The sequence below is a fragment of the Lutibacter profundi genome (genome assembly GCF_001543325.1).
In the GTDB taxonomy this organism is placed as follows: domain Bacteria; phylum Bacteroidota; class Bacteroidia; order Flavobacteriales; family Flavobacteriaceae; genus Lutibacter; species Lutibacter profundi.
This window is the reverse complement of sequence record NZ_CP013355.1, coordinates 1563627-1579186: the sequence shown is the minus strand read 5'-3', so window position 1 is coordinate 1579186 and position 15560 is coordinate 1563627. Positions and strand designations below refer to the sequence as shown.

The window sequence follows — 15560 nt, the reverse complement described above, 5'->3', positions numbered from 1 at the left end:
ATTAATAAACACTAATATACAAAATTTTAAGTATTACTAAATAATAAAATAAAAGAACAGATTAATTTTTAACTTAGAGCTTCTTTAATTCTTTTGATAGCTTCTCTTAATTGAGTTTCTGATGCGGCATACGATATTCTAATGCAATTAGGAGCCCCAAAGGCATCACCTGTTACTGTTGCAACATTTGCTTTTTCTAATAAAAACATAGAAAAGTCTGCAGCAGTATTAATTTTATAACCTTTAATTTCTTTTCCTAAAAAATAAGAAATATTAGGAAAAACATAAAAAGCACCACTAGGAACATTTAATTTGAAACCTTCAATTTTACCTAACAAATTTAAAACCATATCTCTACGATTTTGAAATTCATCAACCATATACTGAATTTTAGAAACGGGAGCTTCTAAAGCTGTTATAGTTGCTCTTTGAGCAATACTGTTTGCCCCTGAAGTAATTTGCCCTTGCATTTTAGTACAAGCTTTGGCAATCCATTCTGGTGCGCCTATGTAGCCTATTCTCCAGCCAGTCATAGCAAAAGCTTTTGCCACACCGTTTACAGTAATAGTTCTGTTATACATACTTTCAATAGCAGCAAAGCTAAAACTAGGTTCACCATAATTTATATGTTCATAAATTTCATCAGAAATAATATATATATATGGATATTTTTCTAAAACTTTTGCTAAAGCCCTATATTCATCTTCATTATAAATTGAACCACTTGGATTATTGGGAGAATTAAAGAAAATTAATTTAGTTTTAGGTGTAATTGCAGCTTCTAACTGTTGAGGTGTAATTTTAAAATTAGTTTCAATAGTTGAAGGAATTTCTTTATAGGTAGCTTCAGCCAAAATAGATATAGCAGAATAACTTACCCAATAAGGTGCAGGAAGTAATACTTCGTCACCCGGATTTAATAATACCATTGCAACGTTCGCTAAAGACTGTTTTGCCCCTGTTGAAACTACAATTTGGCTTGGGTTGTATTCTAAATTATTATCGCGTTTAAATTTTTTACAAATTGCTTTTTTTAAATCTAAATAACCATCTACAGGGCTATAAGAGCTATAATTATCATGAATAGCTTGTATAGCAGCTTCTTTAATAAAATTGGGCGTATTAAAATCGGGTTCCCCTAAACTTAAACTGATGATGTCTTTTCCTTCAGTTTTTAATTCTCTAGCTTTAGCTGCCATTGCCAAAGTTGCTGAAATAGGTAAACTGTTAATTCTGTTTGAGAGTTGATTGCTCATAATAAATAAAATTATGCGTAAGTAGGTTTTGCTCCTAGCATTTTTAGTTGGTTAAAATGTTCAATAATTGCTTTTCTAAAAGTTTTATATTCGTTGTAAGGTAAGTTAAATTCTTGTGCAGTTTCCTTAACTATTTTTGCTATTTTTTCATAATGAATATGAGAAATATGAGGAAAAATATGATGTTCAACCTGATGGTTTAATCCACCTGTATACCACGATATGAATTTATTTTTTGGAGCAAAATTAGATGTTGTAAATAGTTGATGAACAGCCCAAGTATGTTCTAAATTCCCTTCTTTGTTTGGTATAGGCATATCTGTACTTGGTACTACATGAGCCAATTGAAAAATGACACTTAAAATTATTCCAGCAGTATAATGCATCACAAAAAAGCCAATTAATACTTTCCACCAAGCAATATCTAAAACAACTAGCGGTAATACAATCCAAAGAGAATAATACACTATTTTAGTAATTATTAAAACAGTCCACTCTTTTGTTGGGTTAGGAAATTTTCCATATGAAAGTTTACGCTTCAAGTATTTATGCATTTGCTTAAAATCGGTTGTAATAGCCCAATTTATGGTCAACAAACCGTATAATAAAAACGAATAATATTTTTGAAACTTGTGAATTTTTAACCATTTCGTATGTTTTGAAAAACGAATAATTCTCCCTGCATCAATATCTTCATCATAACCTTGAATATTGGTAAATGTGTGATGTAATACATTGTGTTGAACTTTCCAATTGTAAACATTTCCAGCTAAAATGTAAATACTACTTCCCATTAGTTTATTTACCCATTTTTTACTAGAAAAGGAATCATGGTTACTATCGTGCATTACATTCATGCCAACGCCAGCCATTCCTATTCCTATAATAACCGTTAATGCCAGTAGTGCCCACTGTGGCATAGAAACAGTTAATATTAAAATTAAAGGAATTAAAAATACAGCAAACATTATAATTGCTTTCGTATATAGTATCCAATTACCTGTTCGTTTAATTTTATTTTCTTTAAAGTAGGTATTAACTCGTTTGTTTAATGTTCTGAAGAATTTTGCTTTATCAACTCTTGAAAAATGTATTGTGTTGTTACTCATGATTTTATTTTATAATACGGTATATATTATATACGCCAAAATTATGCCAATTAAATTTCAAAAAAGAAATTTTGGGAAAAATATAACATTTTTTTATAAGATGTTAATTTAATTTCAGAAAGATTAATTTTGTAACGTTAAAATTAAAAAACATGAAAATAATTTCAAAATACTTTCCAAATTTATCTGAAATTCAAATTGAACAGTTTTCAAAATTAGAAGAATTGTACAAAGAATGGAACGCACAAATTAATGTAATTTCAAGAAAAGATATTGATGAGTTATATGTTCGCCATGTATTACATTCATTAGGTATTGCAAAAGTTCAACCATTTCAACCAAATACTTTTGTTTTAGATGTAGGTACTGGAGGAGGTTTTCCAGGGATTCCATTGGCAATATTATTTCCTGAAACTAAATTTTATTTGGTTGATTCAATTGGAAAAAAAATTAAAGTTGTAAATGAAGTTGTTACCGCACTTGGTTTAAAAAATATTAAAACAGAAGCTATTAGAGCTGAAAATGTAAAAGGTGAGTTTGATTTTATAGTGAGTAGAGCTGTAACCAATATGGATAATTTTGTAAAGTGGACTCGCAATAAAATTGCTAAAAAACAGAAACACGAGTTAAAAAATGGAATTTTATATTTAAAAGGAGGTGATTTAACGGAAGAGTTGGCTAATTTCCCTAAAGCAACACAATATAATTTGGACAATTATTTTGAAGAAGAATTCTATGAAACTAAAAAGATAGTGCATATTCCCTTGAAAAAAAGATGATATGACAAATGTCAGAAATCAATTAAGTATTTTAAGGTAAATTTGTCTTTTAATAAAGATAAAATTATGGATCAAAAGAAAGAGTGTCTAGTTTGTAAAAAATCATCAAGTGAAACACCTGTAACGAAATTTTATTATCAAACGAGTGAATTTTATATTTGTCCGCAACACATACCTGTTTTAATTCATAACCCTCAAGAATTAATAGGGTTGCTGCCAAACGCAGATAAGCTACAAAAAGGATAATAGAATATTTAAACATTAGTAAATAAAAACTCGCCGAAAGGCGAGTTTTTTGATTTGAAAAGTTACTTAAATTATTCCTCTAAAAAAGGATATCTATAATCTGTTGGAGGTACAAAAGTTTCTTTTATGGTACGGTTACTAACCCAACGTAATAAATTCCACACAGACCCAGCCTTATCATTTGTTCCTGAACCTCTTGCTCCACCAAAAGGTTGTTGACCAACAACAGCTCCAGTAGGTTTGTCATTGATATAAAAATTACCAGCTGCATTTTCAAGTTTATCAGTAGCAATGTCTATAACGTAACGATCTCCACTAAAAATGGCTCCAGTTAAAGCATATTCACTTGTATTATCTAAAACATCTAAAATTTCTTCCCATTGGTCATCTTCATAAATAAATATAGTAATAATTGGTCCAAACAATTCAGTACACATAGTTTTGTATTGAGGGTTTGTTGTTACAATAATAGTTGGTTCAATAAAATATCCTACAGAATCATCATAACCTCCACCTACTATAATTTCAGCATCTGCATCTTTTTTAGCTTGATCAATATAGCCAGATAACTTGGTAAAAGCTCTATCATCAATTACTGCATTTATAAAGTTTGAAGTATCTTCAGGTGAGCCCATTTTAAATGAATTCACATCTTTTAAAACAGCTTTTTTAATTGCTCCCCATAAACTTTTTGGTAAGTATGCACGTGATGCAGCTGAACATTTTTGTCCTTGGTATTCAAAAGCACCTCTTGAAATAGCTGTGGCAATTTCCTGAGCATTTGCAGATGGATGAGCCCAAATAAAATCTTTACCACCAGTTTCTCCTACAATTCTTGGGTAAGATTTGTAGTTATTCATATTTTTACCAATAGTTTCCCAAAAGCTGTTGAACACAGGTGTTGACCCTGTGAAATGAACTCCAGAAAATTCAGCATTATTTAAAATTACATCAGTAATCATGCTTGAGTTGCCAGTAACCATATTAATAACACCATCAGGTAAACCAGCAGCTTTAAATATTTCCATAATCACATTTGCTGAATATACTTGAGACCTTGCAGGTTTCCAAATAACAACATTTCCCATTAATGCCGGAGCCGCAGGTAAATTTCCTGCAATTGATGTGAAGTTAAAAGGAGTAATTGCATATACAAAACCTTCGAGTGGACGATATTCCATACGATTCCATATTCCAGGTGATGATTGTGGTTGATTGTTGTATATTTCAGTCATAAACTCCACATTAAAGCGGAAAAAGTCTATCAATTCACATGCAGCATCAATTTCAGCTTGCATTACATTTTTAGATTGTGCAATCATCGTTGCAGCATTCATTTTGTTTCTAAATGGACCCGCTAATAATTCTGCAGCTTTCAAGAAAATAGCAGCTCGGTGTTCCCAACTTGTTGCCGCCCATTTTTTACGAGCCTTTATGGCCTCTGTTATAGCTAATTCAAGATGCTCTTTTTCTGCTGTATGATATTTTCCAACGGTATGTTTATGGTCATGAGGTGGATGAATATCTATTGTTTTTCCTGTCCTATATTCTTTCCCGCCAATATAGAATGGAATATCAACTTGTTCATTGTACATTTTTTTGTATGTATCTAACAAATCTTTACGTTCTTGAGTTCCAGAGGCGTACGACTTTACAGCCTCATTAACTGCTTTTGGTACTTTATAAAATCCTGTTGCCATTATATTATTTTTTAAAAGTTTTTCTACTTAAATTTGCTCGACAAAGTTACAAAATTGGATTCACTTTTTTTGTTCTAAACTAATACTGAATATTCAAATTTTAATAGCATGTGTACCGTTACTTTTCTTCCTTTAACCAATAACGATTTCATTTTAACATCAAATAGAGATGAACAACGATTGAGGGAAACATTACCTCCAAAAAGTTATATTGAAAATGGTGTAGAAATGGTATTTCCAAAAGATAAAATTGCGGGTGGAACTTGGATTGGTATAAGTTCTAAAAATAGATTGGTGTGTGTGTTAAATGGAGCTTTTAAAAAGCATGTAAAGAAAAAAAAGTACAAGAAAAGTAGAGGTGTAATTGCCAAAGAAATATTAAAAGAAGATAATTTTATTCAATATATTGAATGTTTAAATTTAAAAGGTATTGAGCCTTTTACAATGGTTATTGTTGATTGGAATAATAAGCAATTAAATTTATATGAATTAATTTGGGATGAAGAAAAAATATATTTTACCAAATTAAAGAATGAACCAAAAGTTTGGTCATCTTCTACATTGTATTCAGATGTAATAAAAGAAAAACGTAAACAATGGTTTGGGAATTGGGTTCGTACAAATCAATTTACTTCCAACGCTATTTTAAGTTTCCATCATTCGGAAAAAGGAGACAAAAAACAGTCGGTTTTAATGAAGCGTTCTTCTGTTGAAACAGTAAGTATTACTTCGGTAAAAAAAGAAGGAGCCTCCATTAAAATGTTGTACGAAGATGTTGTACACCATAAAAAATCAACATTCAATTTCCTATAATCATTTTATTGTTAGGTAATTAATTGTAAATATTAGAAACCATTAATTGAAATGTAGGAATATAAACTTTAAATGTTTTAGAGGTTTTAAAATTTATCATGTTGTAAAATCCTTTCATAGCTCCAATGGGAGAGGTTAAAAAACAATTCGATTTATAAGTGTGTTTTTCAGTAGGTTTTAAAATAGGTTTCTCACCAATAACACCAGATCCTTCAATAATTTCAGTATTGTTTAATGAATCGAAAATTTTCCAGTGTCTTCCTAAAAGTTGAACAGTTTCATTGCTTTGGTTTTCAATTGTAATTTGATAACTAAAGGCATAGTAGAGCCTGTAATTTCGATAGCTTGTGCCTTCGAAATTAGAAATTACTGAGATTTTAATTCCATTTGTTACTTGTTGTACCATAGTAACTTACTGTTTTTAAAGGTCAAAGATACTAAAATTATAAAATCAAAAAATTAATTATTTACTTTTTCAGAATTACCATAACCAATACCAATTACTTTTGTATATCTATCTCCAAACTTTTTATAATAAACGAAAACCGTATAATCGTTTTCAGTTTGATAATAAGAACCATCAATATCATGATTGCTAATAATACCCTTTTTAGTTTTGGTAACGTATTGGTAATTGTAGAATCCTTGTTTAAGTAATATTGTTGCTTCATATAAACCTGAATTTGTATTATAATGAAGTTTGTTGGTTTTGTTTAACAGCCAATTATTGTAATTTCCGCTAACATAAATGTCTTTTTCCTCTAAATTTTCAAAGCTTTCTAATGAAAAATGAACCCAACTATAATCGGCATCTAAATTGCTGTTATTTCCATCAAGTGTTCTAATTATAAAGTTTCCATTAATATCAGGAAATAACGTGTAAGGCTTGCCAATTCTTCCTTCGTTTGTATATAAATAGGTGTGATATAATTCTTGGCCAAGTTCAACTTTAGCAATGTTTAAAGTTGAATTTCTGATTGATTTTGAATCGAAAAATAAAAATTCATTACCTCCCCAAAAACTAGTTTCTTTATTGTATTTATACAGTAGTTGGGTTCCTCTATAAAATTGAGGCTTTAACCCAATAATTGCCGTTTGCCAATTGTTATTTTGAAGAATAACAGGTATAATTTCTAAACTTGGATTGTTAATTCTGTAATTTGGGTGATTAATAATAAATTCAACAGACTGTTTGGTGTCAATTGTTGAAATATCTCTACTTTTATAAATGGAAACTCCAACAGTAACTTTAGGTTCGTAAACTACAAACTTTCTTTTAAAAACAACTTGTTCATCTTCATTTATCACAGACAATATATAATTCCCAGATATTTTAATTTTAGTAGCTTCATTTGGAATTGTTAAGCTATAGTTTGTATAAGGTTGTAAGGTGTTAACTGAGTTTTCAAAATCTCTAATTCTGTCTTCGGCATAACCAGTTATAAATTCAAACTCAGATAGATTAGAAATTTCCCAATCTAAAGTACAATGCTCAATTTTATAAGTGTAGTTATGCTCATCGGCATTTAAGTCGTCAAAAGTAAGTACTAATTTTTCTCCTAGTCTAATTATAGGTGCATAATTGTTTGTAGCGGTTGGTTTGAAAATAATAGTTTTAATATAATCGGGTTCCGTAAAATCAGATTGTGAATAACCGAATTGAACGAAATAGATATAAAAGAAAAATAGAAGATATTTTTTCAAAATAATTAAGGTTTATTTAGTAGTTAAATTAACAATAATAATACCAAAAAGGTAAGAGCAAAAGTATTAAAACTAAAATTAGAAGGCTAATAAAACTGAAAGTAAGGTAAAACCTCATTTTTCTTATGGTAAACACATAAACTTTTAATGTGAAGGATAAAAATAACTCGACCTAAAAGCAGTTCTCAATACAATTTTCTATAGAAAAAGACTCCTTTAGATTGGTAAATGTTAATTTATTAAACTTATAATGAATAACAAGGATTGTAAATTTTAGAATAAGAATTTCATTTAAATTCCTTTTATTTATTAATAAAATTATGGTTTGTAACCACAAGCAAATAAATGTAACAAAAAACATGATAAAAATCATAAATCTTACCTTAGAAATTGTTATTTTTGCTCCGTTTTCTAAGACTATTAAATAAACTAAATATATGTCAAAAGACATTCAGATTAAAAAAGGTTTAGATATAAAGCTAAAAGGTGAAGCCGAGAAAGTTACCGAAAACGCTGTATCTAGTAATGTTTATACATTAAAACCTGTAGATTTCCACAGTATTATTCCAAAATTATCAGTAAAAGTTGGTGCTAAAATAAAAGCTGGAGAACCAGTTTTTTATAATAAAGCTAACGAAGAAATGAAATTTCCTTCTCCGGTAAGTGGTGAAGTGGTTGATATTATACGTGGTGAAAAAAGAAAATTATTAGCCATTAAAATACAAGCTGATAGTGAACAACATTTTTTTGATTTTGGTACAAAAGACCCGAAATCAATGAAAGCTGAAGAAATTAAAAGTCATTTATTAGCTTCAGGGTGCTGGCCATTTATTAAACAGAGACCTTATGATGTAATTGCAAATACTGAAAAAGACCCTAAGGCAATTTTTATTTCGGCGTATGCAAGTGCTCCTTTGGCAGCCGATTACGATTACGTATTGGTAGGGAAAGAAAAGGAATTGCAAGCAGCTGTTACGGCTTTAAGCAAGTTAACAGCAGGGAAAGTTCATGTTTCTATTGGTAAAAATTCAAATTCACCATTTGCAGGGTTAAATGATATTTCCTTGCATAAAGTTTCAGGCCCACATCCTTCAGGAAATGTAGGAACTCAAATTGCAAAAATTGACCCTATAAATAAAGGAGAAGTAGTTTGGACGGTGACACCTCAAGATTTAGTAATTATTGGAGAGTTACTTTTAACGGGTAAATTTAATGCTGAACGTATAATTGCTTTGGCAGGATCATCGGTTGAAATGCCTAAGTATTATAAAACTAAAATAGGAGCAGCTATAAATTCTATCGTTGGAGGAAAGTTAAAAAAAGGTGACAATAGAATTATAAGTGGAAATGTATTAACAGGTATTGCACAAGATATAAAAGGAGTATTAGGGTATTACAACAATATGGTTACAGTAATTCCTGAAGGAAATGACTATGAATTTTTTGGGTGGATTAAGCCAATTTTCAATAAAATTTCAACTTCAAGAGCTTTAACTTTTTCATGGTTATTCCCAAATAAAAAGTTTGATTTAAATACAAATACCAATGGAGAGCATAGAGCATTTGTTGTTACAGGTATTTATGAAGAGGTTTTTCCTCTTGATATTTATCCAATACAATTATTAAAATCTTGTATGTATAAAGATTTAGATGAAATGGAACAATTAGGAATGTATGAAGTTGCTCCTGAAGATTTTGCCTTAACTGAATTTGTGTGCGTTTCTAAACAACCTCATCAAGAAATTATTAGAAAAGGCTTAGACTTAATGTTAAAAGAAATAGGATAAAATTATGGGATTAAAAGAAAAATTACATAATATAAAAGAAAAGGGAAAGGGTAAAAAGTGGTTGTCTGCTTATTCGGCCTTTCATACTTTCGTGTATACACCTAATGAAACAACACATTCGGGAGGTCATATAAAAGGAGCTGATGATTTAAAACGTGTTATGACAAATGTTATAATACCTTTAATTCCAATATTAATTTTTGGGATGTTTAACGTTGGATTTCAACACAATGCCGCAATTAATGGTTTTCCTGAAGGAATGTCCTTTTTTAGTGGTGATTTTTGGAATTTAGATAACCTTTACATTGGTGCTGTAAAATTAATACCTCTTATACTTGTTTCTTACGTTGTAGGGTTAGGGATAGAAGTGTTTTTCGCAACTATTAATAAACATGAAGTAGAAGAAGGTTATTTTGTAACAGGTATGTTGGTTCCCTTAATTATACCTATTGATACGCCTCTTTGGATGCTTGCAGTAGCAATTGTTTTTGGTGTAGTTATAGGAAAAGAAGTTTTTGGAGGAACAGGAATGAATATTTTAAATCCAGCATTAACTATTAGAGCATTCTTATTTTTTGCATATCCAACATGGATGAGTGGTGATAAAGTTTGGGTAGCAGGAGCCAATGCATTAAAGGGAACGCCAGATGCCATATCAGGTGAAACTATTTTAGGAGGTTTAGCTCAAGGAAAAGACTTAGTATATTCAACGTGGGATATGTTTTATGGATTTATTCCAGGATCAGTTGGAGAAACATCAACACTCTTAATTTTATTGGGAGCTCTATATTTATTGTTTACCAAAATAGCCAGCTGGAGAATTATGCTGTCAGCAATAATTGGAGCAATTGTTATGGGACTTATATTTAACGGTGTTGTAACTGCTGGCTGGATTACAGAAGGAAGTAAATTTTATGACTTGATGACCACACCTTATTGGGAACATTTAATAATTGGAGGATTTGCTTTTGGAGTTGTATTTATGGCTACTGACCCTGTAACTGGTTCGCAAACAAATAAAGGAAAGTGGATTTATGGATTTTTAATTGGATTTATTTCAATTATGATTCGTGTTTTCAATCCAGCTTATCCAGAAGGTGTAATGCTCGCAATTTTATTAATGAACGTTTTTGCACCTACCATTGATCATTATGTGATTCTTGGGAACATAAAAAGAAGGCTAAAACGATTAAAAGTACAAAAAATTATAATAAAAAACTATGGCTAAAAATACTGAAAGTAACGTATATACAATACTGTTTGCAACTGGGATGGTACTTATAGTTGGAACATTGTTAGCTTTTGTGTCATCATCATTAAAAGATAAAATAGCTGAGAATAAACGTATAGAAAAACAACAAAATATTTTATACGCAATGGGTATCAATGAAAACGATGAAAGTAGTGTTGTTTTTGTTTCGAAAGACAAAGTAGCAAGTGAGTTTTCTAAATATATTACCAAACAAATAGTAATTACAGGAAATAAAGCTGTAGAAGATGATAAAGCCTATTTAATAGATCTTAAAAAAGAAGCTGCTGCTGCAAAAGACCCCAATTATAAAAGAAGACTTCCACTATTTATTGGAAATAAGGATAATCAAAAATATTATATTATTCCTGTTAGAGGTAAGGGGTTATGGGATGCAATTTGGGGCTATGTAGCATTAGATAATCAATTGGTGGTTCAAGGAGTGTATTTTGATCATGCGGGTGAAACACCAGGTTTAGGATCAAATATAAAAGAACGATTTTTTATGGATGATTTTGAAGGTGAACATATTTTAGATGGAGATTTATTTAAAGGAATTTCTGTATCTAAAGGAAATTCAGACCCTAAAAATTTAGATAAAACAGATTTTGAAGTAGATGCAATTGCAGGAGCTACCATAACAGGAAATGGTTTGTCAGAAATGCTAAAAAAAGATTTAGCGATGTATATACCATATTTAAAAACATTAAAGCAATAATTTTATGGGACTTTTATCAAAAAAAGACGCAAAATTAATAACAGACCCGCTAGCTGATAATAACCCTATTACTATTCAGGTTTTAGGAATTTGTTCAGCATTAGCAATTACAGCTGAATTAAAAGCATCTATTGTGATGGCATTAGCAGTATTGTTTGTACTCGCTATGGGGAACGTAGTAATTTCATTACTGAGAAATATTATACCACCCAAAATTAGAATTATTGTTCAATTAATTGTAGTTGCTGCATTGGTTATAATAGTTGATTTAGTATTGAAAGCATACGCATATGAATTGAGTAAAACATTGTCTGTATTTGTAGGGTTAATTATTACAAATTGTATCATTATGGGGCGTTTTGAAGCATTTGCTTTAGCAAACGGACCTTGGAGATCATTTTTAGATGGAATAGGAAACGCATTAGGTTATGGTATAATTCTAGTAATTGTCGGATTTTTCAGAGAATTATTAGGATCAGGAACATTATTAGGGTTTAAAGTATTAGGAGATTCTATTGAGAAAACAGGAGTGTATGCTTACGGTTATGAAAATAATGGATTTATGCTGTTAGCACCAATGGCGTTAATAACGTTAGGAATTATAATATGGGTACAACGCTCAAGAAATGAAGCATTAATTGAAGATAATTAAGTAGTATGGAACATTTAGAATTATTTTTTAAGGCAATATTTATAGATAACATGGTGTTTGCAACATTCTTAGGAATGTGTTCGTACCTAGCCGTATCTAAAAAAGTATCAACAGCTGTAGGATTAGGAGCGGCAGTTATATTTGTAATGGCTATTACAGTTCCTCTAAACTGGTTGTTGGATCAATATATTTTACAAGAAGGAGCTTTAAAATGGCTAGGGGAAGAATATGCAGATATTGATTTAAGTTTCTTGTCATTTATTATGTTTATTGCAACTATTGCTACAATGGTACAATTGGTAGAAATAATTGTAGAAAAATTTGCTCCTGGTTTATATAATTCACTTGGAATATTTTTACCACTAATTGCCGTAAACTGTGCAATTTTAGGAGGCTCATTGTTTATGCAATCTCGTGAAATTGAATCTTTTGGATTGGCTTTTAATTACGGTGTGAGCTCAGGAATTGGTTGGTTCTTAGCCATTTTAGCAATTGCAGCTATTCGTGAAAAAATTAGATATTCAAATGTGCCAGCACCTTTAAGAGGTTTAGGAATTACATTTATTATTACTGGTTTAATGGCTATTGGGTTTATGAGTTTTGGAGGAATGTTAACTGGAGGTGATAAAAAGGAAGTTAAAAAAGAAACAACTCAAATTGAGAAAATTAAAGAAACTAAAGAAAAAACAGCTCAACTTGAAGTAACCAAAAATGCTAATAATTTAGCGAATAACGAAAAAGAAATTAAAGAGTAATGATTATATTAGCAGCAAATACCTTAGGTACAATTGTAGCAACAGTAGTAGCATTTTTAGTTTTAACACTATTGCTAGTTGCTTTATTATTGTTTGTAAAACAAAAACTATCACCTTCAGGACCTGTCAAAATTAAAATTAATGGAGAGAAAGAAATTGAAGTAGCTTCAGGAAGCACTCTATTAACTACGTTGAGTAACGAAAAAATATTTCTGCCGTCAGCTTGTGGAGGAGGAGGAACTTGTCTTCAATGCGAATGCTATGTACACTCTGGAGGAGGAGAAGCATTACCTACAGAAATACCTAATTTTACAAGAAAACAATTGCAAGACGGTATTCGTTTGGCCTGTCAGGTAAAAGTTAAACAGGATATGGATATTTCTATTCCTGAAGAAGTTTTTGGTATTAAAAAATGGGAAGGTACAGTTGTTAGAAATTATAATGTAGCATCCTTTATTAAGGAATTTGTTGTTGAAATTCCTGAAGATATGGGTTATAAAGCTGGTGGATATATTCAAATTGAAATTCCAGCTTGTGAAGTAAATTTCTCTGATATTGATATTACGGCTCATCCAGAAGAGCATGAAACACCTGATAAATTTAAATTAGAATGGGATAAATTTGGTTTATGGTCACTTAAAATGGTTAACCAAGAACCAGTTGAACGTGCTTATTCAATGGCGTCTTATCCTGCTGAAGGAAGAGAAATTATGCTAAATGTTCGTGTAGCAACACCACCTTGGGATAGAACTAAAAATGCTTGGATGGATGTAAATCCAGGTATCGCTTCATCGTACATTTTTTCTCGTAAACCGGGTGACAAAGTAGTAATTTCTGGGCCTTACGGTGAATTCTTTATAAATGAATCTGATGCTGAAATGTTGTATGTTGGTGGAGGTGCAGGTATGGCTCCAATGCGTTCACACTTATATCACTTGTTTAAAACTTTAAAAACTAAAAGGAAAGTAACCTATTGGTATGGAGGTCGTTCTAAACGCGAATTATTTTATTTAAAACATTTCCATGAATTAGAAAATGAATTTGATAATTTTAAATTTTATGTTGTGCTATCTGAACCTGCTCCAGAAGATAACTGGGTAAATAAAAAAGATGTGAATGATACTGAAGGCGATGGATTTACGGGATTTGTTCACCAAGCGGTAATAGACGAGTATTTATCTAAACACGAAGCTCCAGAAGATATTGAATTGTATTTTTGTGGACCTCCATTAATGAATAAAGCTGTTCAGAAAATGGGTCAAGATTTTGGAATGCCAGATGAGAATATTAGATTTGATGATTTTGGTGGATAAACTAAAAATACATACATATGAATTAAAATCCGATATTTTTGTATCGGATTTTTTTATAACTTTTTATTATGAGTAGACCACTTACAAAACAAGAATTACATAATCTGGCAATGAATATTGTAGGGAAAGATTTGCAAGCAAAAGGTTATGAATTTATTGCCATTAATAGCAAATTAAAGAAGCATCCACAATATGTTTGTGTTGATAAGAATAATATACGCTATTTTGTTCTAGTAAAAGCAATAGGTATTTCTGACAATCCAATAACTTATGATGTTATTTGGATGGAAACTTTTAAAAATCATGCACAAAAAAATAACGCTAAAATTATATTTGCAGGTGTTGGGTTAGGTGCTGTGAACAATAAATCAAAACCACCAACTTTAAATGAAGAATATTTATTGCAGTATGATGGTTTGCAATTTATAGATGTTCAATTAAACTAAAAGAGGCTGTCTAAAAAGTGTCATTCTGAATGTAAATGAAGAATCTCTTTGAAATTAAACACTTATATATCAAGGTGTTGGTATTTTTCACTTTGTTCAAAATGACAAGTATAATTGCTTTTCAGACAGCCTCTTTTTATGTAATAAATAATAAGGTTATTACTCAACCTTACTTTCTAATAAATTGAAAAACTGATCTAGTTTAGGCATTAAAACAATTCTTGTTCTTCTGTTTCTAGCTCTACCCTCAACCGTATCGTTACTCTCTAAAGGTTTATATTCACTTCTTCCAGCGGCAACCAAACGACTTGGCTCAATGTTAAAATCGTTTTGCAATACTCTAATTACAGCTGTAGAACGCTTAACACTTAAATCCCAGTTATCTTTAATACTTGAGTTTTTAATAACTTTTTTATTATCGGTATAACCTTCAACCATAACTTCTAATTCTGGTTGTGCTGCAATTACTTCAGCAACTTTACCTAATACTTTTTTTGCATTGTTAGAAATGGTTGAACTACCACTCTTAAATAATAATTTATCTGCTATAGAAATATATACAACTGTTTTTTCAACATCAACTTGTATATCTTCATCACTAAACCCTTCTTTTAGCACGCTTTTTAATTTAAACCCTAGAGCTAAATTAATAGAGTCTTTGCGGGTAATTGCTTTTTGAATGTATTTAATGTACTCATCTTTTTTACCCATTTGAGATAGCGTTTCTTTAATGTTCTCTGAAGCAGATTTAGATAGTACAGTTAAATTATCAACATATTCTAATGTTTTTTCTTTATCCTTCCTTAAATCAATTACCTGTTGTTCAAGTGAGGTAATTTTACCTTCGTTTTCAATTCTACATTTCATTAAGTCAGCTTTAGCATCCACTAACTCCTGATTTTTTTTATTGAAATTTCCTTCTAATTCAGTGTATTTTTTTTGAGATACACATGAACTTAACATCACCGATGTTACAATAATTAATACAACTAATTTTTTCATAATTTAAAAATGCTTTAGACTAAAAGCAAAG

General features: G+C 30.5%; 16 protein-coding genes. 10 read left to right on the top strand and 6 right to left on the bottom strand.

Annotated features, from left to right (window positions below; translation table 11 throughout):
* Nucleotides 1-68: 68 nt before the first annotated feature.
* On the bottom strand, nt 69-1256 hold the full coding sequence (locus Lupro_RS07010; RefSeq protein WP_179945739.1) for a pyridoxal phosphate-dependent aminotransferase: 1188 nt from the start codon (nt 1254-1256) through the stop codon (nt 69-71).
* A gap of 11 nt (nt 1257-1267) precedes the next feature.
* Nucleotides 1268-2365, bottom strand: a complete 1098-nt coding sequence (locus Lupro_RS07005) for a fatty acid desaturase family protein (RefSeq protein ID WP_068207868.1) — start codon at nt 2363-2365, stop codon at nt 1268-1270.
* 152 nt (nt 2366-2517) lie between these two features.
* On the opposite strand from Lupro_RS07005, the gene rsmG reads away from it, so the two are divergent.
* Both rsmG and Lupro_RS06995 read left to right on the top strand, forming a co-directional pair.
* Nucleotides 2518-3144 (top strand): 16S rRNA (guanine(527)-N(7))-methyltransferase RsmG, encoded by a 627-nt coding sequence (gene rsmG, locus Lupro_RS07000; protein ID WP_068207865.1) that lies wholly within the window; start codon nt 2518-2520, stop codon nt 3142-3144.
* Nucleotides 3145-3210: 66 nt separating this feature from the next.
* The gene (locus tag Lupro_RS06995; protein ID WP_068207863.1) at nt 3211-3390 is read left to right on the top strand and encodes a hypothetical protein; all 180 of its coding nucleotides are present in this window, start codon (nt 3211-3213) and stop codon (nt 3388-3390) included.
* A gap of 71 nt (nt 3391-3461) precedes the next feature.
* Here Lupro_RS06995 and pruA read toward each other — a convergent pair whose 3' ends face one another.
* The gene (gene pruA, locus Lupro_RS06990; RefSeq protein ID WP_068207862.1) at nt 3462-5090 is read right to left on the bottom strand and encodes an L-glutamate gamma-semialdehyde dehydrogenase; all 1629 of its coding nucleotides are present in this window, start codon (nt 5088-5090) and stop codon (nt 3462-3464) included.
* A 108-nt stretch (nt 5091-5198) separates the two neighbouring features.
* Between pruA and Lupro_RS06985 the strand changes: the two genes are divergently transcribed.
* Nucleotides 5199-5903 carry an NRDE family protein gene (locus tag Lupro_RS06985; RefSeq protein ID WP_068207861.1) on the top strand — a complete coding sequence of 235 codons (705 nt, stop codon included), beginning with the start codon at nt 5199-5201 and terminating at the stop codon, nt 5901-5903.
* Between the two features lie 19 nt (nt 5904-5922).
* Here the strand turns inward: Lupro_RS06985 and apaG are convergent, their stop codons facing one another.
* Nucleotides 5923-6309: a Co2+/Mg2+ efflux protein ApaG gene (gene apaG, locus Lupro_RS06980; RefSeq protein WP_068207860.1), complete on the bottom strand. Its 387-nt coding sequence runs from the start codon at nt 6307-6309 to the stop codon at nt 5923-5925.
* Between the two features lie 53 nt (nt 6310-6362).
* Nucleotides 6363-7607: a type IX secretion system plug protein gene (locus Lupro_RS06975; RefSeq protein ID WP_068207856.1), complete on the bottom strand. Its 1245-nt coding sequence runs from the start codon at nt 7605-7607 to the stop codon at nt 6363-6365.
* Between the two features lie 437 nt (nt 7608-8044).
* Between Lupro_RS06975 and Lupro_RS06970 the strand changes: the two genes are divergently transcribed.
* The 7 genes from Lupro_RS06970 to Lupro_RS06940 all read left to right on the top strand — a co-directional run bounded on the left by Lupro_RS06970 (nt 8045) and on the right by Lupro_RS06940 (nt 14527).
* On the top strand, nt 8045-9394 hold the full coding sequence (locus Lupro_RS06970; RefSeq protein WP_068207851.1) for a Na(+)-translocating NADH-quinone reductase subunit A: 1350 nt from the start codon (nt 8045-8047) through the stop codon (nt 9392-9394).
* Nucleotides 9395-9398: 4 nt separating this feature from the next.
* The gene (locus Lupro_RS06965) at nt 9399-10622 is read left to right on the top strand and encodes an NADH:ubiquinone reductase (Na(+)-transporting) subunit B (RefSeq protein ID WP_068207849.1); all 1224 of its coding nucleotides are present in this window, start codon (nt 9399-9401) and stop codon (nt 10620-10622) included.
* Nucleotides 10615-11361: a Na(+)-translocating NADH-quinone reductase subunit C gene (locus Lupro_RS06960; RefSeq protein WP_068207846.1), complete on the top strand. Its 747-nt coding sequence runs from the start codon at nt 10615-10617 to the stop codon at nt 11359-11361. Before Lupro_RS06965 ends, Lupro_RS06960 begins: the two co-directional genes overlap by 8 nt.
* Before the next feature lie 4 nt (nt 11362-11365).
* Nucleotides 11366-12013: an NADH:ubiquinone reductase (Na(+)-transporting) subunit D gene (locus Lupro_RS06955; protein ID WP_068207845.1), complete on the top strand. Its 648-nt coding sequence runs from the start codon at nt 11366-11368 to the stop codon at nt 12011-12013.
* Between the two features lie 5 nt (nt 12014-12018).
* Nucleotides 12019-12768 (top strand): NADH:ubiquinone reductase (Na(+)-transporting) subunit E, encoded by a 750-nt coding sequence (gene nqrE / locus Lupro_RS06950; protein ID WP_068207842.1) that lies wholly within the window; start codon nt 12019-12021, stop codon nt 12766-12768.
* Nucleotides 12769-12770: 2 nt separating this feature from the next.
* Nucleotides 12771-14081 (top strand): NADH:ubiquinone reductase (Na(+)-transporting) subunit F, encoded by a 1311-nt coding sequence (gene nqrF, locus Lupro_RS06945; RefSeq protein ID WP_068211507.1) that lies wholly within the window; start codon nt 12771-12773, stop codon nt 14079-14081.
* A gap of 68 nt (nt 14082-14149) precedes the next feature.
* Nucleotides 14150-14527, top strand: coding sequence for a Na(+)-translocating NADH-quinone reductase subunit F (locus Lupro_RS06940; RefSeq protein ID WP_068207839.1), 378 nt, complete (start codon nt 14150-14152; stop codon nt 14525-14527).
* Between the two features lie 159 nt (nt 14528-14686).
* Here the strand turns inward: Lupro_RS06940 and Lupro_RS06935 are convergent, their stop codons facing one another.
* Nucleotides 14687-15529, bottom strand: coding sequence for an OmpA/MotB family protein (locus Lupro_RS06935; RefSeq protein ID WP_068207836.1), 843 nt, complete (start codon nt 15527-15529; stop codon nt 14687-14689).
* Nucleotides 15530-15560 lie beyond the last annotated feature (31 nt).

Excerpts from the sequence above, each read along its gene's own strand:
- Lupro_RS07010 (WP_179945739.1), bottom strand. The coding sequence starts at position 1,256 with ATGAGCAATCAACTCTCAAACAGAATTAACAGTTTACCTATTTCAGCA.
- Lupro_RS07005 (WP_068207868.1), bottom strand. The coding sequence starts at position 2,365 with ATGAGTAACAACACAATACATTTTTCAAGAGTTGATAAAGCAAAATTC.
- rsmG (WP_068207865.1), top strand. The coding sequence starts at position 2,518 with ATGAAAATAATTTCAAAATACTTTCCAAATTTATCTGAAATTCAAATT.
- Lupro_RS06995 (WP_068207863.1), top strand. The coding sequence starts at position 3,211 with ATGGATCAAAAGAAAGAGTGTCTAGTTTGTAAAAAATCATCAAGTGAA.
- pruA (WP_068207862.1), bottom strand. The coding sequence starts at position 5,090 with ATGGCAACAGGATTTTATAAAGTACCAAAAGCAGTTAATGAGGCTGTA.
- Lupro_RS06985 (WP_068207861.1), top strand. The coding sequence starts at position 5,199 with ATGTGTACCGTTACTTTTCTTCCTTTAACCAATAACGATTTCATTTTA.
- apaG (WP_068207860.1), bottom strand. The coding sequence starts at position 6,309 with ATGGTACAACAAGTAACAAATGGAATTAAAATCTCAGTAATTTCTAAT.
- Lupro_RS06970 (WP_068207851.1), top strand. The coding sequence starts at position 8,045 with ATGTCAAAAGACATTCAGATTAAAAAAGGTTTAGATATAAAGCTAAAA.
- Lupro_RS06965 (WP_068207849.1), top strand. The coding sequence starts at position 9,399 with ATGGGATTAAAAGAAAAATTACATAATATAAAAGAAAAGGGAAAGGGT.
- Lupro_RS06960 (WP_068207846.1), top strand. The coding sequence starts at position 10,615 with ATGGCTAAAAATACTGAAAGTAACGTATATACAATACTGTTTGCAACT.
- Lupro_RS06955 (WP_068207845.1), top strand. The coding sequence starts at position 11,366 with ATGGGACTTTTATCAAAAAAAGACGCAAAATTAATAACAGACCCGCTA.
- nqrE (WP_068207842.1), top strand. The coding sequence starts at position 12,019 with ATGGAACATTTAGAATTATTTTTTAAGGCAATATTTATAGATAACATG.
- Lupro_RS06940 (WP_068207839.1), top strand. The coding sequence starts at position 14,150 with ATGAGTAGACCACTTACAAAACAAGAATTACATAATCTGGCAATGAAT.
- Lupro_RS06935 (WP_068207836.1), bottom strand. The coding sequence starts at position 15,529 with ATGAAAAAATTAGTTGTATTAATTATTGTAACATCGGTGATGTTAAGT.